Source organism: Streptococcus sp. oral taxon 061 (assembly GCF_964211575.1).
Classification (GTDB): domain Bacteria; phylum Bacillota; class Bacilli; order Lactobacillales; family Streptococcaceae; genus Streptococcus.
The window spans coordinates 182,259-202,720 of the sequence record NZ_CAXOQQ010000002.1; the positions used below are offsets into that span (position 1 = coordinate 182,259).

General features: G+C 38.2%; 26 protein-coding genes. 14 read left to right on the forward strand and 12 right to left on the reverse strand.

Features of this window, described 5'->3' with window-relative positions; translation table 11 throughout:
- The 3 genes from aguB to AB8E63_RS02515 all read left to right on the forward strand — a co-directional run bounded on the left by aguB (nucleotide 1) and on the right by AB8E63_RS02515 (nucleotide 1,868).
- Nucleotides 1-876 carry an N-carbamoylputrescine amidase gene (aguB, locus tag AB8E63_RS02505; RefSeq protein WP_368909785.1) on the forward strand — a complete coding sequence of 292 codons (876 nt, stop codon included), beginning with the start codon at nucleotides 1-3 and terminating at the stop codon, nucleotides 874-876.
- Nucleotides 877-1,221: 345 nt separating this feature from the next.
- Nucleotides 1,222-1,458, forward strand: a complete 237-nt coding sequence (locus tag AB8E63_RS02510) for an AbrB family transcriptional regulator (protein ID WP_000260607.1) — start codon at nucleotides 1,222-1,224, stop codon at nucleotides 1,456-1,458.
- Nucleotides 1,455-1,868, forward strand: a complete 414-nt coding sequence (locus tag AB8E63_RS02515; RefSeq protein WP_368909786.1) for a type II toxin-antitoxin system death-on-curing family toxin — start codon at nucleotides 1,455-1,457, stop codon at nucleotides 1,866-1,868. Before AB8E63_RS02510 ends, AB8E63_RS02515 begins: the two co-directional genes overlap by 4 nt.
- 140 nt (nucleotides 1,869-2,008) lie before the next feature.
- Here the strand turns inward: AB8E63_RS02515 and AB8E63_RS02520 are convergent, their stop codons facing one another.
- From AB8E63_RS02520 to AB8E63_RS02530, 3 genes are read right to left on the reverse strand one after another with little or no spacing between them, the layout of a single operon-like run.
- On the reverse strand, nucleotides 2,009-2,824 hold the full coding sequence (locus AB8E63_RS02520) for a TIGR03943 family protein (RefSeq protein WP_368909787.1): 816 nt from the start codon (nucleotides 2,822-2,824) through the stop codon (nucleotides 2,009-2,011).
- Nucleotides 2,821-3,726, reverse strand: a complete 906-nt coding sequence (locus tag AB8E63_RS02525; RefSeq protein ID WP_368909788.1) for a permease — start codon at nucleotides 3,724-3,726, stop codon at nucleotides 2,821-2,823. The genes AB8E63_RS02520 and AB8E63_RS02525 overlap by 4 nt, the downstream gene beginning before the upstream one ends.
- A complete protein-coding gene (locus tag AB8E63_RS02530; RefSeq protein ID WP_000268695.1) occupies nucleotides 3,727-3,858 on the reverse strand; it encodes an SPJ_0845 family protein in 132 nt (43 codons plus the stop codon).
- A gap of 155 nt (nucleotides 3,859-4,013) precedes the next feature.
- Between AB8E63_RS02530 and AB8E63_RS02535 the strand changes: the two genes are divergently transcribed.
- The 3 genes from AB8E63_RS02535 to AB8E63_RS02545 are packed head-to-tail and all read left to right on the forward strand — an operon-like array spanning nucleotide 4,014 to nucleotide 6,912.
- On the forward strand, nucleotides 4,014-6,143 hold the full coding sequence (locus AB8E63_RS02535) for a Tex family protein (protein ID WP_368909789.1): 2,130 nt from the start codon (nucleotides 4,014-4,016) through the stop codon (nucleotides 6,141-6,143).
- The gene (locus AB8E63_RS02540; RefSeq protein WP_368909790.1) at nucleotides 6,130-6,579 is read left to right on the forward strand and encodes a SprT family protein; all 450 of its coding nucleotides are present in this window, start codon (nucleotides 6,130-6,132) and stop codon (nucleotides 6,577-6,579) included. Before AB8E63_RS02535 ends, AB8E63_RS02540 begins: the two co-directional genes overlap by 14 nt.
- A gap of 60 nt (nucleotides 6,580-6,639) precedes the next feature.
- Complete coding sequence (locus AB8E63_RS02545) at nucleotides 6,640-6,912, forward strand: PspC domain-containing protein (RefSeq protein ID WP_368909791.1); 273 nt, start codon at nucleotides 6,640-6,642, stop codon at nucleotides 6,910-6,912.
- 55 nt (nucleotides 6,913-6,967) lie between these two features.
- On the opposite strand, the gene AB8E63_RS02550 is transcribed toward AB8E63_RS02545, so the two are convergent.
- Nucleotides 6,968-7,663: a VIT family protein gene (locus AB8E63_RS02550; RefSeq protein WP_368909792.1), complete on the reverse strand. Its 696-nt coding sequence runs from the start codon at nucleotides 7,661-7,663 to the stop codon at nucleotides 6,968-6,970.
- A gap of 191 nt (nucleotides 7,664-7,854) precedes the next feature.
- On the opposite strand from AB8E63_RS02550, the gene AB8E63_RS02555 reads away from it, so the two are divergent.
- On the forward strand, nucleotides 7,855-9,135 hold the full coding sequence (locus tag AB8E63_RS02555) for an O-acetylhomoserine aminocarboxypropyltransferase/cysteine synthase family protein (RefSeq protein WP_368909793.1): 1,281 nt from the start codon (nucleotides 7,855-7,857) through the stop codon (nucleotides 9,133-9,135).
- A 63-nt stretch (nucleotides 9,136-9,198) separates the two neighbouring features.
- Nucleotides 9,199-9,879, forward strand: a complete 681-nt coding sequence (gene radC / locus AB8E63_RS02560; protein WP_368909794.1) for a DNA repair protein RadC — start codon at nucleotides 9,199-9,201, stop codon at nucleotides 9,877-9,879.
- A 261-nt stretch (nucleotides 9,880-10,140) separates the two neighbouring features.
- On the opposite strand, the gene AB8E63_RS02565 is transcribed toward radC, so the two are convergent.
- The 8 genes from AB8E63_RS02565 to AB8E63_RS02600 all read right to left on the reverse strand — a co-directional run bounded on the left by AB8E63_RS02565 (nucleotide 10,141) and on the right by AB8E63_RS02600 (nucleotide 15,203).
- Nucleotides 10,141-10,395, reverse strand: coding sequence for a hypothetical protein (locus tag AB8E63_RS02565; protein WP_368909796.1), 255 nt, complete (start codon nucleotides 10,393-10,395; stop codon nucleotides 10,141-10,143).
- A 24-nt stretch (nucleotides 10,396-10,419) separates the two neighbouring features.
- Nucleotides 10,420-11,109, reverse strand: a complete 690-nt coding sequence (locus AB8E63_RS02570; protein WP_368909797.1) for a gamma-glutamyl-gamma-aminobutyrate hydrolase family protein — start codon at nucleotides 11,107-11,109, stop codon at nucleotides 10,420-10,422.
- A gap of 15 nt (nucleotides 11,110-11,124) precedes the next feature.
- On the reverse strand, nucleotides 11,125-11,766 hold the full coding sequence (locus AB8E63_RS02575; protein ID WP_368909798.1) for a redox-sensing transcriptional repressor Rex: 642 nt from the start codon (nucleotides 11,764-11,766) through the stop codon (nucleotides 11,125-11,127).
- 82 nt (nucleotides 11,767-11,848) lie between these two features.
- Nucleotides 11,849-12,064 (reverse strand): DUF4649 family protein, encoded by a 216-nt coding sequence (locus AB8E63_RS02580; RefSeq protein ID WP_006148519.1) that lies wholly within the window; start codon nucleotides 12,062-12,064, stop codon nucleotides 11,849-11,851.
- A 9-nt stretch (nucleotides 12,065-12,073) separates the two neighbouring features.
- Nucleotides 12,074-12,421, reverse strand: coding sequence for a DUF1831 domain-containing protein (locus AB8E63_RS02585; RefSeq protein ID WP_004252935.1), 348 nt, complete (start codon nucleotides 12,419-12,421; stop codon nucleotides 12,074-12,076).
- A gap of 5 nt (nucleotides 12,422-12,426) precedes the next feature.
- Nucleotides 12,427-13,545: a cysteine desulfurase family protein gene (locus AB8E63_RS02590; protein ID WP_368909799.1), complete on the reverse strand. Its 1,119-nt coding sequence runs from the start codon at nucleotides 13,543-13,545 to the stop codon at nucleotides 12,427-12,429.
- A 15-nt stretch (nucleotides 13,546-13,560) separates the two neighbouring features.
- A complete protein-coding gene (locus AB8E63_RS02595) occupies nucleotides 13,561-14,511 on the reverse strand; it encodes a ribose-phosphate diphosphokinase (protein ID WP_368909800.1) in 951 nt (316 codons plus the stop codon).
- A gap of 122 nt (nucleotides 14,512-14,633) precedes the next feature.
- Nucleotides 14,634-15,203 (reverse strand): CYTH domain-containing protein, encoded by a 570-nt coding sequence (locus AB8E63_RS02600; protein ID WP_368909801.1) that lies wholly within the window; start codon nucleotides 15,201-15,203, stop codon nucleotides 14,634-14,636.
- Nucleotides 15,204-15,336: 133 nt separating this feature from the next.
- Here AB8E63_RS02600 and AB8E63_RS02605 point away from each other — a divergent pair, with 133 nt between their 5' ends.
- The 6 genes from AB8E63_RS02605 (at nucleotide 15,337) to AB8E63_RS02630 (ending at nucleotide 20,462) form a co-directional block, all read left to right on the forward strand.
- Nucleotides 15,337-16,008, forward strand: coding sequence for a GTP pyrophosphokinase family protein (locus AB8E63_RS02605; protein ID WP_004252944.1), 672 nt, complete (start codon nucleotides 15,337-15,339; stop codon nucleotides 16,006-16,008).
- Entirely contained in the window at nucleotides 15,992-16,810 is an 819-nt protein-coding gene (locus AB8E63_RS02610; protein WP_368909802.1) for an NAD kinase, read from the forward strand. Before AB8E63_RS02605 ends, AB8E63_RS02610 begins: the two co-directional genes overlap by 17 nt.
- Entirely contained in the window at nucleotides 16,807-17,706 is a 900-nt protein-coding gene (locus AB8E63_RS02615; RefSeq protein ID WP_368909804.1) for an RluA family pseudouridine synthase, read from the forward strand. Before AB8E63_RS02610 ends, AB8E63_RS02615 begins: the two co-directional genes overlap by 4 nt.
- A gap of 15 nt (nucleotides 17,707-17,721) precedes the next feature.
- Nucleotides 17,722-18,696, forward strand: a complete 975-nt coding sequence (pta, locus tag AB8E63_RS02620) for a phosphate acetyltransferase (protein WP_049496230.1) — start codon at nucleotides 17,722-17,724, stop codon at nucleotides 18,694-18,696.
- A gap of 148 nt (nucleotides 18,697-18,844) precedes the next feature.
- The gene (gene ylqF, locus AB8E63_RS02625) at nucleotides 18,845-19,696 is read left to right on the forward strand and encodes a ribosome biogenesis GTPase YlqF (protein WP_368909805.1); all 852 of its coding nucleotides are present in this window, start codon (nucleotides 18,845-18,847) and stop codon (nucleotides 19,694-19,696) included.
- A complete protein-coding gene (locus AB8E63_RS02630) occupies nucleotides 19,683-20,462 on the forward strand; it encodes a ribonuclease HII (RefSeq protein ID WP_368909806.1) in 780 nt (259 codons plus the stop codon). Before ylqF ends, AB8E63_RS02630 begins: the two co-directional genes overlap by 14 nt.

The window sequence follows — 20,462 nt, forward strand, 5'->3', positions numbered from 1 at the left end:
ATGAGAAATGTAACGGTTGCAGCTATTCAGATGCAATGCGCTAAGGATGTGGAAACGAATATCCAAACAGCAGAACGTTTAGTTCGACAAGCTGCTGAGCAAGGAGCCCAAATTATTCTCTTGCCTGAATTATTTGAACGTCCCTATTTCTGTCAGGAGCGTCAGTATGACTACTACCAGTATGCCCAGTCGGTATCAGAAAATACAGCTATTCAGCATTTTAAAGGGATTGCCAAGGAGCTTAAGGTCGTTTTACCAATCAGTTTCTATGAAAAAGATGGTAATGTCTTGTACAATTCTATTGCTATCATTGATGCAGATGGAGAAGTACTTGGCGTTTATCGGAAGACTCACATTCCTGACGACCATTATTACCAAGAGAAATTCTATTTCACTCCTGGAAATACTGGTTTCAAGGTCTGGGATACTCGCTACGCCAAGATTGGTATTGGGATCTGTTGGGATCAATGGTTCCCTGAAACTGCCCGTTGCCTTGCTCTAAATGGCGCAGAATTGCTCTTTTATCCAACAGCTATTGGTTCAGAGCCTATTTTGGATACAGATAGTTGTGGTCATTGGCAACGTACTATGCAAGGGCATGCAGCAGCAAATATTGTGCCAGTTATTGCAGCCAATCGTTATGGTTTAGAAGAAGTCACTCCTTGTGAAGAAAATGGGGGACAAAGTTCCAGCCTTAACTTCTACGGTTCATCCTTTATGACCGATGAAACAGGAGCTATTTTAAGTCAAGCCGAACGACAAGATGAAGCAATCCTCTTAACCATTTATGACCTTGACAAGGGAGCAAATGAACGCCTGAATTGGGGTCTCTTTAGAGATAGAAGACCAGATATGTATAAAGATATCGTGAAATGACAAAAAGCCTCTTGGAGGCTTTTTGTTTATATACTATATTAATTTTTGATAAAGTATTAGAAATCTGATAAAATGAACATAGTGGAAGAAGGATAAAAGAGATTGGGGTACTCTCAATCAATTTTTCATCGAAGAATTAAGTAGTGACTGAGGTTAATTATGGGAAAATGGACTTGTAGATGTGGGCAAGCAATGAACGACCACAAAGCGTCTGATCTAAATGCATATTCGGTTTATTTGGATGAGTTGTTTGAAGAAATCTCTCATGCAGGAGTATTCTGACTGATATCCTCTTATTGTAATTACGGTAATTATTTGTTATAATACTTCAAAGGAGGAAATCAGATGGTAGTAAAAACAAGAAAACAAGGAAATTCAATCACCATCACCATTCCAAGTGAATTCAATATTCCAAGTGGTGTTAAATACGAAGCAAAATTGTTACCAAGTGGTGAAATTATCTTTACTCCCGAAGAGTCTGGACATCAGATTTCTTATGTATCTGATGATGCCTTTGACTTAAATTTGGACAAAATTTTTGACGAATACGATGATGTTTTCAAAGCTTTGGTGGAAAAATGACAGTCTATCTGACAGAAAAGCAAATTGAAAAAATCAATGCTTTAGCAATTCAACGGTATTCACCTAATGAAAAAATTCAAACAGTTAGTCCTTCTGCCTTAAATATGATTGTCAATTTACCAGAACAATTTGTCTTCGGTAAACCTCTTTATCCAACAATTTTTGATAAGGCAACGATACTATTTGTCCAATTGATCAAGAAGCATGTTTTTGCCAATGCTAATAAACGAACTGCTTTCTTTGTTTTGGTGAAATTTCTACAGTTAAATGGTTATCGTTTTTCTGTAACAGTTGAAGAAGCGGTAGATATGTGTGTAACTATCGCAGTAGACTCCTTAACAGATGAAAGGTTATCTAGCTACACCAAATGGATCTCTGAACATTCATTTAGAGTTAATGGCAACAATTAAGCTTGGATGTTTAAATCCTATAAGAAAAAAATAGATAAACAGACAGTATTAGAATTCTGAAATACAGAAATCTAATATTTTGAATATGTCAATCATTCAACCTTATTAAACAAGAAAAAGTAGCCCTCTCAGGCTACTTTTTAAAATTCTTTGTAAACATAAGTATTCTCTGGTTTATCGACTTTTACAAAGGACTTGACTTCAAGGGTTGGGAGGACTTGGTTGAGTTCTTTGTGATAGTGATTGCTAATATTACCTTTGACTCTGACCCAAGTGTTATTTTCGTACTGATTAGTGTTTCCAGTGGTCAAAAGGCCAAAAACTCCTGAATCAGCGATACAGTGCATAATACCAAAGCGAAAAACAAATTGACTATTGGTATGATTTGGATCGTTGTAGACAAAGCCAATAAACTCGATTTCCTTGCCTTCAAATTCGTTTGGAAAATCATAGATAGCTTCCATGACCTCCAGGTAATTTTCATCATTGATAACTATTCTAGATTGAGCTAAGTATTTATCAGCACTCTTTCGAATAATATTTTCATGAGCTGTTTGTGAATAAAACCTGCTAGTATCTGGTTTGAGATACTGACTGCTCGTTCCTTCACTTGCTTGAATTGCCTTGTCAGTTCCTTCCGACAAAGGGAAATAATACCCTTTTGCCGATACTGTTTGTGAATCCAGAGTGACTGTTGGAAAAGTAAATCCAACTAACAAGGGTAAACTTAAGAGGACAAAACTAGCAAGCTTGGCTGAAAAACTATGCAAGTGACTATGTTCTTTCAAACGCTTGAAGAAAATATAGGCTTGAACGATGGCTAGTAAAAATGACAAAACCATGCTGATATAAGCCAGATAAGAGTAGTGGAGGTTTATATACTGATTAAGCTTACCTGATAGGTGCAGATAAAGGGTTAAGATAAAATAGCCAAATAAGATAAAAAATCGAATCATAGCATCACCCCGACTAGATAAGAATAGACAAGAACAACAAGAGTTACAATTGTCATGAATTGCCAAATAAAGCGTGTTTTGAGATAATTCTTCATCATGAGGAGGTTCTTGACATCAAGCATGGGACCTATAACCAGAAAGGCAAGCACTGGAGCAAAGCCAAAACTTGATAGAAGAGAAGATCCGATAAAGGCATCCGCATCACTACAGAGTGATAGAATAAAGGACAAGACCATCAAAAGAACAATCGCTAGTAGTGGTGTCGCACTGATGGATGTCAGGATACGAGTTGGAACATAGACTTGGACTATACTTGCAAAAAGACAGCCAAAGACCAAATAACGTCCCATATCAAAGAATTCATCAATAGCTTGAATGAATACCTGAAGGATTTTTTGACTTTTACTCAAGTGAGAAAAATCATGCTCATGGCAAGCCAATCTATTTTCCTTTTGGATAGGTCCCTCCCAGAAAAATCCAAGAAAGATACCCAATATAGTAGCAACTAGAATCGCGCCCAAAGCTCTTAGGAAAACCATTTGAATTGAATGACCAAAGGCTGAATAAGTCGCAAAAAGTACGATGGGATTGATGATAGGAGCTGTTACTAGAAAGGGAACAGCTGTATAGCTAGGAAGCTTCTTTTCTAAAAAGCGATTGATGATCGGAACGATTCCACACTCACAAGAGGGAAAGAGAAAACCGATGAAGCTACCAAAAAAGATTCTCCCCAAGCGATTTTTAGGGAGAAACTTATAGACCTTCTCAGGAGTCACATAGACTTCAATGACACCAGATATGATGCTACCGATTAAGACAAAGGGTAAAGCTTCAATGATAATTGAAAGAAAAATGGCGCCAGCTTGTAGCACACTAGAAGGTAAACTTTGAAAGAGTGTCATTTATTTTTTCTTTTCTGCCTTATCTTTCTTTTCTTTGTCGTCTGGGAAAGTCACTTGCTTCAAGTCAGGGAGTTTAGCGAATTCTTCGAACATCTTATCTAAGTCATCAGTTTTTGTAAATTTAACAGCCATAAGGCATACCTCGATTCTTTTAGTTAACACTATTATACTATTATTTCTAAGAAATAGTTGGATTTTAAAATAAACATGGCTTTTATCTTTATAAAGTTGAATGAAAGCATCAAATTAATGAAAACAAGCTTTCTTCCTTATGGTATAATAGTTTTATGGATAAAAAATATGAAAAAATTTCCCAAGATTTGGGTGTAACTTTAAAGCAGATTGATACTGTCTTGTCTTTGACAGCAGAAGGAGCAACTATCCCCTTTATCGCCCGTTATCGGAAAGACATGACTGGTAGCCTAGATGAAGTTGCTATTAAAGCTATTATCGACCTCGATAAAAGTCTAACAGCTCTCAACGATCGTAAAGAAACTGTTTTAGCAAAAATCAAAGAGCAAGGCAAGTTAACCAAGGAATTAGAAGAAGCAATTCTTTCTGCCGAAAAATTAGCAGATGTAGAAGAACTTTATCTTCCCTATAAGGAAAAACGTCGCACCAAGGCAACGATTGCGCGTGAAGCTGGACTCTTTCCACTTGCTCGCTTAATCTTACAAAATGTATCTGACCTAGAAAAAGAAGCAGAAACATTTGTCTGTGAAGGTTTCGAAACTCCTCAAGAAGCTTTGGCTGGGGCTGTAGACATCTTGGTTGAAGCTCTCTCTGAAGATGTCAACTTGCGTTCAATGACCTATCAAGAAGTCCTTAGACATTCTAAGATTACATCTCAACTTAAAGACGAGAGTCTAGATGAAAAACAAGTCTTTCAGATTTATTATGACTTCTCAGAAACAGTTGCCAATATGCAGGGCTACCGTACGCTTGCCCTTAATCGTGGTGAGAAGCTAGGTGTTTTGAAGATTGGATTTGAGCATGCAGTTGATCGTATCCAAGCCTTCTTTGCTGCTCGTTTCAAGGTTAAGAATGCTTATATTGATGAAGTCATTCAGCAATCTGTTAAGAAAAAAGTATTACCAGCTATTGAGCGTCGTATTCGCACTGAACTAACAGAAAAGGCAGAAGAAGGAGCTATCCAACTCTTCTCAGAAAACCTTCGCAATCTTCTCCTTGTTGCTCCTCTTAAAGGGCGCGTGGTCCTTGGTTTTGACCCAGCCTTTCGTACAGGGGCCAAGCTTGCAGTCGTTGATGCAACTGGGAAGATGCTAACAACGCAAGTCATTTATCCAGTCAAACCAGCTTCATCTCGTCAGATTGAAGAAGCAAAGAGAGATTTGGCAGATTTGATTGGTCAATATGGTGTGGAAATCATTGCCATCGGTAATGGTACTGCTAGTCGTGAGAGTGAAGCCTTCGTCGCTGAAGTACTTAAAGATTTTCCTGAGGTCAGCTATGTCATTGTAAATGAGAGCGGGGCATCTGTCTACTCAGCTAGTGAACTTGCTCGTCAAGAGTTTCCAGAGTTAACTGTTGAGAAACGCTCTGCTATTTCTATTGCTCGTCGTTTGCAAGACCCACTTGCTGAATTGGTTAAAATTGATCCCAAATCCATCGGTGTCGGTCAATATCAGCACGATGTTAGTCAGAAAAAACTGTCTGAAAGTCTTGACTTTGTTGTTGATACAGTAGTAAACCAAGTCGGTGTCAATGTCAATACAGCTAGTCCAGCCTTACTTTCGCACGTAGCTGGTCTTAACAAAACAATCTCTGAAAATATCGTGAAATATCGTGAAGAAGAAGGTAAAATCACTTCACGCGCCCAAATCAAGAAAGTCCCTCGATTAGGTGCTAAAGCGTTTGAACAGGCTGCAGGTTTCCTCCGTATCCCTGAAAGTAGCAATATCCTTGACAACACAGGTGTTCACCCAGAAAACTATGCTGCTGTTAAGGAACTCTTCAAACGTTTGGACATTAAAGACCTAAATGAAGAAGCGCAAGCCAAACTCAAATCTATTTCAATCAATGAAATGGCCCAAGAATTAGACCTCGGTCAGGAAACCCTTAAAGATATTATTGCAGATCTCTTAAAACCAGGACGTGATTTCCGTGATTCTTTTGATGCTCCAGTCCTTCGTCAGGATATCTTGGATATCAAAGACTTAAAAGTTGGCCAGAAGCTTGAGGGCGTTGTTCGTAACGTCGTTGACTTCGGTGCCTTTGTTGATATTGGTATTCACGAGGATGGCCTGATTCATATCTCTCACATGAGCAAGAAATTCATCAAGCATCCGAGTCAAGTCGTTTCAGTTGGTGATTTGGTAACCGTTTGGGTGAAGAAGATTGATGTCCAACGCGAAAAAGTAAATCTGTCGCTCCTTGCACCAGATGAATCTAACTAATTACGTTCGACAAGTTTCTTTAGAAGACTTTGGGAAACCTTTCAAACACCAAGCTCAATGGAATTCTCGTCTACGGTCGACAGGTGGGCGATTTTTCCCTAAGGATGGGCATTTGGATTTTAATCCCAAAGTCTATCAAGAACTAGGTTTAGAGGTTTTTCGGAAAATTGTCCGTCACGAACTCTGTCATTATCATCTATACTATGACGGCAAAGGGTATAAACATAAAGATCTAGCCTTTAAGGAACTGTTAAAAGAAGTGGACGGGCTCCGCTTTGTTCCACCCTTATCAAGTGTCAGTCAAACACCAGTTCTAGTCTATACTTGTCAGACTTGTAGTCAGACTTATCATCGAAAGCGACGAATTGATACCAAACGTTATCGTTGTGGTCTCTGTCGTGGCAAACTCATTTTGCAAAATCCGCCTAAGGACTGATGCGAGCAGTTTTTATTTCATGTTATACTTATTACAAGAATACCGAAAGAGGTACAAACTATGAATAAAAAATTTTACAAAATGAGACGAAATCGTATGATATCAGGAGTACTTGCTGGACTCTCTGATAAATGGAATCTTGATGTTACTCTTGTGCGCTTCATTTTTGCTATCTTTACAATCGCAAACTTCGGACTTGGAATCATCATCTACATCATCTTAGCCTCTATTTTGCCAACAAAGGAAGATATCGAAGCAGAAATGTACGGAACAGGACCACGTAAGATAAAAGAGGCTGAACCAATCGATGATGATAAAGGTTGGTTTTGGTAGTTTTACTTAATTGTTTATGTTTGTATAATAAAAAAGATACCGTACGGTATCTTTTTTAAATACTAAATAACTGACCCAATAAATATGTCACTCCCATGGTTAAAAGACCTATACAGAGGTTACGAATCATAGCTGTTTTGGTTGGGGCTTTTCCGAGTTTGGCACTGGTGTAACCTGTAATCAATAGAGAAATCGCAACGATAAAAACAGTAGCAGAGATTCGATAGTCACTTGGAAAGACAGTTATTGAAAGCATGGGCGGAAGACTTCCGAGGACAAAGGCGATAAAGCTAGATGCTGCAGCATGCCAAGGATTAGTAAATTCTTCGTATTCGATTCCATACTTTTCCTCGACTAGAGCCTTAAGTGGATTATTTAGAAAAGCTTTGTTAACTAATAGTTGGGCTGATGTTTCACACTCACCATTTTGAAGATAAGCTGCGTAAAGAGATTTTTTAGCAGCCTCCATATCTTTATCCAAAAGAAGTTGTTCACGGGCTACTGCAGCTTCCTCTGTGTCTTTTTGAGTAGATACGGATACATACTCGCCACCAGCCATAGAAAAGGCACCAGCAAGAATTGCGGCTAATCCTGAGAGGAAGATTATCCAGATATTACTTGTCGCACTGGCAACCCCGATAACAACTCCTGCGATAGAGATGATTCCATCATTTGCTCCCAGTACACCAGCACGCAAGATATTTAAACGGCCAGCAAAGTTTGCATCAATTTCATGAGTAATTTCTGACATAGTGATCTCCTTTCTAAACATTATAAAGTATAGGAGAATTGAATACAAACTTTTTAAACTATCTGAAAAAAGTTCTACAATTCAAATAATAGCCATAGCTATTTCTTATGCCAAGATATAACAAAGTTGTATTTGTAACCGAGCGAATTAGGTGATACAATGAAGCTAATGAAATCTTAGGAGGACTCACAATGACTCGTGAATTTAAATTTGAAACCCTACAATTGCATGCAGGACAAGTGGTAGATGCGACTACAAAATCTCGTGCAGTTCCTATTTACCAAACGACATCTTTTGTATTTGAAGATACCCAAGAAGGTGCAGAGCTTTTTGCCCTTCAAAAAGCTGGAAATATCTATACTCGTATTACCAATCCAACAACATCAGCCTTTGAAGAGCGTATCGCTGCCCTTGAAGGCGGAGTAGGTGCACTTGCAACAGCTTCTGGGATGGCAGCTCTTACTTATACCATTCTTGGACTAGCTCATGCAGGAGACCATGTAGTTGCGGCATCTACTATCTATGGTGGTACTTTTAACCTCTTGAAAGAAACTCTTCCTCGTTATGGAATTACCACAACTTTTGTAGATATTGACAAGTTAGAAGAAGTAGAGGCAGCAATAAAAGATAACACTAAACTTGTCTTGATTGAAACACTAGGTAATCCAGTTATCAACATTCCCGATATCGAAAAAATTGCTGAAATTGCTCACAAACATCAAATTCCTTTGGTTTCTGACAATACATTTGCAACACCATATCTCATTAATGTCTTTTCACACGGTGTAGATATCTCAGTTCACTCGGCAACTAAGTTTATCGGTGGTCACGGTACAACTATTGGTGGTGTCATCGTTGATAGCGGTAAATTTGACTGGGCTGCTTCAGGGAAATTCCCTCAATTAGTCGAAGAAGATCCAAGCTACCATAATTTAAGCTATACTCGTGATGTAGGTGCTGCAGCCTTTATTGTTGCTGCTCGTGTTCAATTGCTTCGCGATATGGGAGCTGCCCTATCACCATTTAACTCATTCTTGCTCTTGCAAGGTCTTGAAACACTTTCTCTCCGTGTAGAACGCCATGTTCAAAATGCTGAAAAAATCGTTGATTTCCTTGTTAATCACCCAAAAGTTGAACAGGTAAACTATCCAAAACTTGCAGATAGTCCTTACCATGCCTTGGCTGAAAAATACTTACCAAAAGGTGTTGGTTCAATCTTTACTTTCCACGTTAAAGGTGGAGAAGCAGAAGCACGTAAGGTTATTGACAGCTTAGAAATCTTCTCAAACCTGGCAAACGTGGCAGATGCAAAATCATTGGTCGTTCATCCCGCAACTACAACACATGCTCAATTGTCTGACTTTGATCTAGAAGCAGCAGGAGTAACTAAAAATCAAATCCGTCTTTCAATCGGTCTTGAAAATGTCGACGATTTGATTGAAGATTTGCGTCTTGCACTTGAAAAAATCTAAAAATAACTAGTTTTTATCGAATTAAACATCCTTCTCACGAATAATAAAGTGAGGAGGATTTTTATGTATAGTATTTCATTTCAAGAAGATTCGCTTTTACCAAGAGAGAGACTAGTCAGAGAGGGAGTAGAAGCACTCAGCAATCAAGAATTACTGGCAATATTACTAAGGACAGGCACGAAACAGGCAAATGTTTTTGAAATAGCACAGAAGGTCTTAAATCAGCTAACATGTTTAACCGACCTAAAAAGAATGAGCCTACAGGAATTGCAGACTCTATCGGGTATTGGGCGTGTTAAGGCTATCGAATTACAAGCTGTTATCGAATTAGGCTACCGTATCCATAAAAGGGAAACAGTGGAAATGGAGAGTATTCTTAGCAGTCGTAAATTAGCTAAAAAGATGCAAGATGAACTTGGAGATAAAAAACAAGAGCACCTAGTAGCGCTCTATCTGAATACTCAAAATCAAATCATTCACCAGCAGACTATTTTTATCGGGTCTGCCACGAGAAGCATTGCTGAACCGAGAGAAATTCTCCACTATGCTTTGAAGCATATGGCAACATCTGTGATTCTGGTTCATAATCATCCATCAGGAGCAGTAGTTCCTAGCCCCAATGACGACCATGTTACCAAGCTTGTTAAAGAAGCCTGCGAATTAATGGGATTGGTCTTATTGGACCATTTAATTGTCTCACATTCCGATTATTTTAGTTACCGTGAGAAGACGGACCTGATATAGGATTATTTTTTGAAGTTTAGAGGACCCTGCTCAATCGCTTGTAAAGCGTAAGACTCTACTTCCTTCATATCAATTTTAGGAAGAGGATCAATTGCAGGGACTAGCAACTTTTCTTGCACGATAAAGTCGACAATAGCATTGAAATCTTTAATTTTATAATACTTTTTGGAGTGGATCAAGATATCTCTGTAAAAAACAAGCGAAGAACGAAATCTGCCTTTAAATTTGGCATCTGCCTTTTTACAAAATGGTTTTGCCTTTTTAGAGATTTTTTTTCAGTTCTTTTTGTTTGTCTTTTAGTGAGAGTTTGTCGAGATACTCTTTATTCTTAGAAAATGATTGGTAACTATATGCCATTAAAAGACTATATAGATTAGAAAGTTGAAAATAAACTTCTATTTTCTTTTCCTTATAGGTTGAGAAATGGTCAATTTCCTTGCTCTTAACAGATATTAAGACATTAATTTCTAAATCTCTTAAAAGTTCATGAGTAGAAGGTGGGGTAAGTTCATTCATAATTAATTAGCTAATTTATCGAAATTATAATTCATTGACGACATAGTCGAAAAGTGTTTTATCTTTGGGGCGATTTTCAAAGAGAAATTCAGGATGCCATTGAACACCAAGATAAGGGAAGCCGTCCGTAGATGTAACAGCTTCGATAATACCATCTTTAGGATCATGTGCTACAACCTTAAGATTAGGGGCTAAATCTTTGATGCTCTGATGGTGGAAAGAATTGATATGAGAGATTTCTCCATAGATTTCTCTTAGAATAGTATCTGGTTCGGTGACAAGCCGCTGAGTAGTGTATTCAGCAGAAGTATCTTGCCAATGATCTTCGATATCTTGATAAAGAGATCCGCCCATGGCTACGTTAAAAAGTTGAGTACCACGACAAACAGAAAAAATTGGTTTCTTTTGCTTGATTGCTTCTTTAATGAGGGCTAACTCAAAAATATCACGTTGAAGGTGGTAATCGTCGCTATCAATAGCTTTTGGCTCACCATAGTATTTAGGGTCAACGTTTTGTCCACCAGTTAAAATAAGTTTATCAATTAAACTAATGTAGTAACCGGCCATTTCTTCATCACCAATTGGTAGGATAATGGGAATTCCACCAGCTTCCTTAACTCCTTCAACAAAGCCTTTGGCAGCATAACTCATCATAAGCTCATCGTCTGGATGGGCATTTTCGTTTCCTGTAATCCCAATAACTGGTTTTTTCATAAATCAATTCGCTTTCTAATCCTCTTTTCGCATGAAATAGAGGAGGGTTTGAAGTTCGCTAGTAAGATCGACATACTGAACAACTACGTCTTTAGGAAGATGTAGGTGAACAGGAGAAAAACTAAGGATACCTTTGATACCAGCATCAACCAAAAGTTCCGCAACTTCTTGAGATTTAACACTAGGAACAGTAAGAATAGCAGTTTTAACATCACTATCCTTAATTTTATCCTTTATTTGAGAGATTCCATAGATTGGAACACCGTCGGGTGTCATGGTACCAACCTCAGGATGATCATCTAGGTCAAAAGCCATGATGATTTTCATTTTGTTACGCTCATGAAAGCGGTAGTGGAGGAGGGCATGTCCCATATTTCCAATACCCACAAGCATAACATTGGTAATAGAATTATCATTTAAAAGATCAGCGAAAAAGTTCATGAGCTTTTTGACATCATAGCCAAATCCACGACGTCCAAGTTCGCCAAAGTATGAGAAGTCACGACGAACAGTGGCAGAATCAATTCCAATCGCTTCTGCAATTTGTTTGGAATTAGCTCTTTCAATTTTCTCGGCATTAAACCTTTTAAAAATACGGTAATAGAGAGAAAGTCTCTTTGCTGTTGCTTTAGGAATAGCAGACTGTTTTTCTTTCACAAAATCACAACCTTTCTATCTACTATTTTATAGAAAGCTTGTGAAAATTGCAACAATAACGAAAAAAAACTAAGAAAAAATCTTAGTTTATCTTCGTTTCGTGGTAAGTCCTTAAAAAGCGGTAGAGGTCACCTAGAAGTCCTTGATAGATTTCAACTCCATCATGTGTTAATGAAGTAATATGAGTAGTATCAGGGAGAGTTACACAACCCGATAGAGAGAGCATAAGAGCTTCATAGTCTTCATATTCTTGCACACGCTCTACTTGATAGGAGTCCTTGTAAGTTAATCGAAACATAATGACCTTCTATCTTTCGCTTTTTGTAAATACGCCACGTTCAACCAGGCTATCCATCAAAAAGTAGAATTTCTCTTGGTGGATATGAGTTTCTTCTGATTTGAAGATATCAACTAAACGTAGACCAAATTTATCAGTGATATTGATTTTTACACCAGTTAAGTCTTTGTTGATGATAATCTTAAGTTGGAATCCTTCTCCACTATTTGGAACTTTTTCAAGTAGACGCGTTAATTCATAGTTACCAACCTTAGTTTCAAAAAAAGTATTATCTTTAAGCGTAAATTTTTTAACAGTTGGACTAAGTGTGTATTCGTAACGACAATTTTTAAGTTTAATCGTTTGTTCAAATGCCATTAAGTTTATCCTCCGATGATATTTTTAAGAGTTTTAGCAAGAGTTATCATTTCTTGTTCCGTATTTTGAGGTGAAATGCTGACGCGTACAGACTCGTGTAAGCGAGGAGATTCTTCTCCGTAGAAGGCTTGAAGAACATGACTGACCTGAACAACACCAGCTGTACAAGCAGAACCTGTTGAAATAGAAATACCTTCAAGGTCTAAACGAAGTAGTAGTAGATCGTTGCGTTGTCCCGGAAATCCGATATTTAGGACATAAGGGAGTTGCTCTTTACCTTGATTCAGATAATAGGTTGATCCAGCCATTTCAGTTAGAAAAACTTTCTGTAGTTTTTGAACTTTATTAAAGTTAGCCTCTAGATGATCTATATCGTCCTTAAGAGCTGCAACCATACCTATAATTGCGGGAAGGTTTTCTGTCCCTGCTCTTTTTTTCTGTTCTTGATCTCCACCATGTAGGTAAGGATCAAAATCTGAAGAAGCAACGTATAGGAAACCGATACCCTTTGGACCGTGAAATTTATGAGCAGAAGCACTGAGGAAATCTATTCCTAGTTCTTCAGGAAGAATCTTTAGCTTCCCGACAGCTTGAACAGCATCTACATGATAAGCTGCTGAATGGACTTTTAAAATCTGACCAATTTCAGCGATTGGTAAAAGAGTACCTGTTTCATTGTTAACATACATAGTTGAAACGAGAATAGTATCTTCACGCAGTGCATTTTTGACTTGATCTGCAGTGATTTCTTGATTGTCGTCGGGTTTTAAAATAGTCACTTCAAACCCAAAATTTTCCACCAGATATTCAATTGGTTCAAGTACAGCGTGATGCTCGATAGCAGTAGTAATAATGTGTTTTCCGCGATTTTGATGACGAAGACAGTAGCCGATAATAGCTGTATTATTACTTTCTGTACCACCAGAAGTGAAGAAAATGTGTTGGGGCTTTGTACCTAGTAAACCTGCCAACTCTTGACGGGCTTCACGTAATAATTTTCCTGCTTGACGCCCATGACCATGAATACTAGAAGGATTGCCATAAGTCTCCTGCATGACTTGAGTCATTGCTGAGATAGCTGCAGATGACATGGGTGTCGTAGCAGCATTATCTAAATAAATCAAAAACTCACCTAATTTCTATTTAAATTTAAATAGTGGACTAACTGGTTTTCTTTCATGAATACGAACCATGGCATCACCAATTAGTTCGCTTGCAGTAATATATTGTACATTCTTAGGTTTTTTACTTTCTGTCAATACAGAATCTGTAACCAAGACTTCCTTGATATTAGCTTCATCCAACAACTCCGCAGCACCGTTGACGAACAAACCATGGCTGGATACCGCGTAGATTTCAGTAGCACCATCGCGTTCCAAAATTTTAGCAGCTTCAGAGAAAGTACGGCCTGTATTAAGAATGTCATCGATTAAGATTGCTTTCTTACCTTCAACCTCTCCGATAATGTAACCTTGGCTACGTTCAGAATCATCTTGGGCATAGTCAATGATAGCAATCGGAGCATCAAGGTATTCAGCAAGGCTACGAGCACGTTTTACACCTGAGTTTTTAGGGCTGACAACAACCACATCTGGACCAGTTAAGCCTTTATCAATGTAGTGTTTTGCAAATAGCGGAATTGTATAGAGGTTATCTACAGGAATATCAAAGAAACCTTGTACCTGAACAGCATGAAGGTCCAGTGTCAATACACGGCTAACCCCAGCTTTTACTAACATATTTGCAACAAGTTTAGCTGTAAGAGGTTCGCGAGAAGAAGCAATACGATCTTGACGAGCATAACCAAAATAAGGCATGACAACATTGATTGTATTTGCACTAGCACGAACACAGGCATCAACTGTGATTAAAAGTTCCATCAAATGATTGCTAACAGGATAAGAAGTAGACTGGATGATATAAACATCATATCCACGAACACTTTCTTCGATGTTAACTTGGATTTCACCATCGGAGAATTGACGTGATGATAATTTTCCTAGTGGAACACCTGCAGCATCCGCAATTTTTTGAGCAATTTCATGATTGGATGAAAGAGAAAAAAGCTTCATATTTTTTGTATCTGACATTGATAAACCGTCCTCTATAAACTAAGTAAATCGGTGAAAAAACATTTTTAAAGGAAAGTGTTTTCTTTCACAGATTCTATTATTTTTTATCTCTTCTATTTTATCAAAAAAAGAAGATTATTTCAGTTATTTTTCATATTTTCTATAAATCGTACTAATTTTGAAGGTGCTTTCTTGTATTGGATCTCATTTACCTGTAAAAACTCCTGAAAATCAAGACTTCCTTGGTCACCATTTTCAACTTCTAGCTCTAGTTCATAATCTACAATATCAAAGTAGCGGCTTTGATCAAGCGCCATGAGTCCAATTGCTGTTTCCTTTTCGTAACGAACAGTAGTTAGGCAACCTAAAACCACCCAACCACTTGTTGAAAGTCCACGGCTAGTCAGTTCTTCTTGAATCATCCCCTGAGGAAGTTTACATTGGGCAAGACAATTTTTAGTCTCCTCAAGAGTGAGGTCTTGGTTGTATTCCATATTTCCGACTTCTTGAGGAATCTTAATAGTCAGTTCGGCGCTTGTATCGAACGTACGAATGCGCATAGCGATTTTATGTTGGCGAAGGTAAAAATCAGGCGTATCTAGGTAGTAATTTTTTTGTGTAACAGGAGTGACTTCTGAAAATTGAGCTAGCAATCGATTGTATTCTTCTTCACTGAGAAGTGTTTTCATTTCTATTTCTAAATGTTTCATTTTTACAACCTTTTCTTTATATTTGAAAGCGATTTATGGTATAATAAGCATTGTATTTATTGTATATGATTTTCATGAGAAAATCAAAAACTAGATAAATTAAACTGCATAGAGAATTGGACGTAAGAGTTATATGATTACAGAATGGGAAGAATTTTTAGATCCTTACATTCAAGCTGTCGGAGAATTAAAAATAAAACTCCGAGGAATCCGAAAACAATACAGAAAACAAAACCGACATTCTCCAATCGAGTTTGTCACGGGTCGGGTTAAACCGATTGAAAGTATCAAAGAAAAAATGGCACGCCGGGGTATTGGCTATGACACACTTGAACAGGATTTGCAAGATATTGCAGGTTTACGTGTCATGGTTCAATTTGTAGACGACGTAAACGAGGTTGTTTCTATCCTTCGTAAAAGACAGGATATGAGAGTTGTTCAAGAACGTGATTACATTACTCATCGAAAGGCTTCGGGTTATCGTTCTTATCATGTGATTATTGAGTATATGGTTGATACGATTTACGGTGCAAAAACCATTCTAGTTGAGATTCAAATTCGTACCTTGGCTATGAACTTTTGGGCTACAATCGAACATTCTCTCAATTATAAATATCAAGGAGATTTCCCAGAGGAAATCAAGGAACGACTTGAAATTACAGCCAGAATTTCACATCAGCTAGACGAAGAAATGAGTAAAATACGTGCTGATATCCAGGAAGCACAAGCGCTCTTTGATCCTTTGCACAGAAAGTTAAATGACGGGGTAGGAAACAGTGACGATACCGATGAAGAATACAGGTAAACGAATTGACCTAATTGCCAACCGTAAGCCTCAGAGTCAGAAAGTTCTATTCGAGTTAAAAGAACGATTAAAAAAGAATAATTTTATCCTAAATGATAAAAATCCAGATATTGTCGTCTCTATTGGTGGAGATGGGATGTTGTTGTCTGCTTTTCATAAGTATGAAAACCAACTGGATAAGGTTCGTTTTGTTGGGGTTCATACAGGACATTTAGGTTTTTATACGGATTATCGTGATTTTGAGTTGGACCAATTGGTTACAAATTTACTGTTGGATAATGGTGCTCAAGTGTCTTATCCACTCTTAAGTGTCAAAATATTTCTCGAAAATGGTGAAGTCAAGTCTTTCCGAGCACTAAATGAAGCTAGCATTCGTCGTGCGGATCGAACTATGGTTGCTGATGTCATTATTAACCATGTTCCCTTCGAACGCTTTCGTGGTGACGGCCTAACAGTTTCAACGCCGACTGGAAGTACTGCTTATAATAAATCACTTGGTGGAGCAGTACTGCACCCGACCATAGAGGCCCTACAATTGGCTGAAATTGCTAGTTTGAACAACCGAATCTATCGCACACTTGGTTCATCAATTATTGTTCCAAAAAAAGACAAGATTGAATTGATACCAACTCGAAATGACTATCACACAATCTCAATCGATAATAGTATTTATTCTTTCCGAAATATTGAGAAAATAGAGTATCAGATTGATCACCACAAGATTCATTTTGTAGCCACGCCAAGCCACACCAGTTTTTGGAATCGTGTCAAAGATGCCTTTATTGGTGAGGTGGACGAATGAGGTTTCAGTTTATTGCCGACGAACATGTCAAGGTCAAAACCTTTCTGAAAAAACATGAAGTTTCAAAAGGGTTACTTGCCAAGATTAAGTTTCGAGGTGGTGATATTCGAGTAAACGGGCATCCGCAGAATGCAACCTATCTCTTAGATATCGGAGATGAAGTCGTCATTGATATTCCGCCAGAGGAAGGATTCGAGACACTTGAAGCAATTGATTATCCTCTAGATATTCTATTTGAAGATGATCATTTCTTGATTATCAACAAACCCTTTGGAGTCGCTTCAATCCCTAGTGTCAATCATTCCAATACCATTGCCAACTTTATTAAGGGCTACTATGTAAAACAAAACTATGAGAATCAGCAGGTTCATATTGTGACTCGGCTTGATAGAGATACCTCTGGATTGATGCTTTTTGCTAAACACGGCTATGCGCATGCCAGATTAGACAAGCAATTACAAAAAAAGTCTATTGAAAAGCGTTATTATGCCTTAGTCAAGGGAGATGGTCATCTGGAACCTCAGGGAGAAATCATAGCTCCGATAGCCCGAGATGAAGATTCTATCATCACTCGACGAGTAGCAAAGGGTGGAAAATATGCCCATACGTCCTATCAAATCGTGGCATCTTATGGGAATATTCACTTAGTTGATATTCGTCTCCACACTGGGAGAACCCACCAGATTCGGGTTCATTTCTCGCATATTGGGTTTCCATTACTAGGAGATGATCTTTATGGGGGAAGCTTAGAACATGGCATCGAGCGCCAGGCCCTACATTGCCATTACTTATCGTTCTATCATCCTTTCTTAGAAGAGCAGTTAGAGCTAGAATGCCCACTGCCGGATGATTTCGACACACTTATTACACAGTTATCAAATAATAATTTATCTTAAAAGGAGTCAAAACTCATGGAAGTTTTTGAAAGTTTGAAAGCCAACCTAGTTGGTAAAAATGCACGCATCGTTCTACCTGAAGGTGAAGAACCACGTATCCTACAAGCAACGAAGCGCTTGGTAAAAGAAACAGAAGTTATCCCTGTACTCCTAGGAAACCCTGACAAAATTAAAATCTATCTCGAAATCGAAGGAATTACAGAGGGTTACGAAGTCATCGATCCAGAACATTACCCTCAATTTGAAGATATGGTAGCTTCACTTGTTGAACGTCGTAAAGGAAAAATGACAGAAGAAGAAGCGAGAGAAGTACTCATCAACGATGTTAACTACTTTGGTGTTATGTTAGTTTATATGGGCTTGGTTGATGGTATGGTTTCAGGAGCTATTCACTCTACAGCTTCAACAGTTCGTCCAGCTCTTCAAATCATTAAGACTCGTCCGAATGTGAGCCGTACATCAGGTGCCTTCCTTATGGTTCGTGGCACTGAACGTTACTTGTTTGGTGACTGTGCTATCAACATTAACCCAGATGCTGATGCTCTAGCTGAAATTGCTATTAACTCTGCTATCACTGCTAAAATGTTTGGTATCGAACCTAAGATTGCTATGCTTAGCTATTCAACTAAAGGCTCAGGTTTTGGCGAAAGTGTTGATAAGGTAGTGGAAGCTACTAAAATTGCTCACGACTTGCGTCCTGACCTTGAAATCGATGGTGAGTTGCAATTTGACGCTGCCTTTGTTCCAGAAACTGCAGCTCTTAAAGCTCCTGGAAGCAACGTAGCTGGACAAGCTAATGTCTTCATCTTCCCTGGTATTGAAGCAGGTAACATTGGTTACAAGATGGCAGAACGTCTAGGTGGATTTGCTGCAGTTGGACCAGTTTTGCAAGGTCTTAACAAACCAGTAAACGACCTTTCACGTGGATGTAACTCTGACGATGTTTACAAACTAACTCTAATTACAGCAGCACAAGCTGTTCATCAATAAGACTGAAATCCCTCTTTCCTTCTTGGTAAAGGGGGATTTCCCTTTTTTAAAGACATAATTCATCTGCAAAAATAGCCAAAATATGGTAAAATAGTCAGTAATCATCTATGTTTTATAGAATAAGTTTGTATGAAGAAAAGGAAATAAAATGGCAACTATTCAATGGTTTCCTGGACACATGTCTAAGGCACGTCGTCAGGTCCAGGAAAATTTAAAATTTGTTGATTTTGTAACAGTTTTAGTAGATGCACGTTTGCCCTTGTCTAGTCAAAATCCAATGCTGACTAAAATCATCGGGGACAAACCAAGGCTATTAATTTTAAACAAGGCAGACCTTGCGGACCCAGTATTAACAAAAGAATGGCGTCAGCACTTTGAATCACAAGGCATTCAAACGCTTGCTATCAACTCTAAGGAACAAATAACAGTAAAAGTCGTAACGGATGCTGCTAAGAAACTCATGGCAGACAAGATTGCTCGTCAAAAAGAACGTGGTATTCAAATTGAAACCTTGCGTACCATGATAATCGGGATTCCAAACGCTGGTAAATCGACTCTGATGAACCGTTTAGCGGGTAAGAAAATTGCTGTAGTTGGAAACAATCCTGGTGTTACTAAGGGCCAACAATGGCTTAAAACCAATAAAGATTTGGAAATCTTGGATACTCCAGGGATTCTTTGGCCAAAATTTGAAGATGAAACTGTAGCCCTTAAACTTGCCCTTACGGGAGCAATCAAGGATCAGTTACTTCCAATGGATGAGGTAACGATTTTCGGTCTCAATTACTTTAAAACGCATTATCCTGAAAAACTTCAAGAACGTTTCAAACAAATGAATCTGGACGATGAGGCTCCAGAAATTATCATGGATATGACGCGTATCCTTGGTTTCCGTGATGATTACGATCGTTTTTACAACCTCTTTGTCAAAGAAGTTCGTGATGGAAAACTTGGTAACTATACCTTAGATACATTGGATGATCTCAATGGCAACGATTAAAGACATCAAAGAAGAATTAGCAAAGATAAGAGAACTTGATAGTCCCTTTTTTAAGGAATTTGAAAAAGATTCTCGTTCAGGTGTACAAAAGGAAATTGAAAAGCGTAAAAAGGCCATCCAAGCAGAAATAGATGAAGATCTTCGCTTAGAAGCTATGCTTCGATATGAAAAAGAACTTTACGTTCAGGGGATTAACCTAATTGCAGGTGTAGATGAGGTTGGACGTGGTCCGCTAGCTGGTCCAGTGGTGGCTGCTGCAGTGATTTTACCTCAAAATTGTAAAATTAAAGGTTTAAATGACAGCAAAAAAATTCCTAAGAAAAAACACGAGGAGATTTTTCAGGCTGTCAAAGAGAATGCCCTAGCAATCGGTATCGGGATTATGGACAATCAAGCCATTGATCAAGTCAATATCTACGAAGCGACGAAACTAGCCATGAGGGAAGCTATCTCTCAACTTGAACCTCAGCCAGAACATCTTTTAATTGATGCTATGAAGTTGGACTTGCCAATCACTCAGACATCCATCATCAAAGGGGATGCCAACTCCTTATCTATTGCAGCAGCATCGATTATAGCTAAAGTTACCAGAGATAAGATCATGGCTAACTATAACGAAGAATTTCCAGGCTATGATTTTGCTCAAAATGCTGGCTATGGTACTGCTAAGCATCTAGAAGGAATTGAAAAGCACGGTGTCACACCTATTCATCGCTCCAGTTTTGAACCGATTAAAACGATCGTCTCAGAAACTAGTAAAAGATAA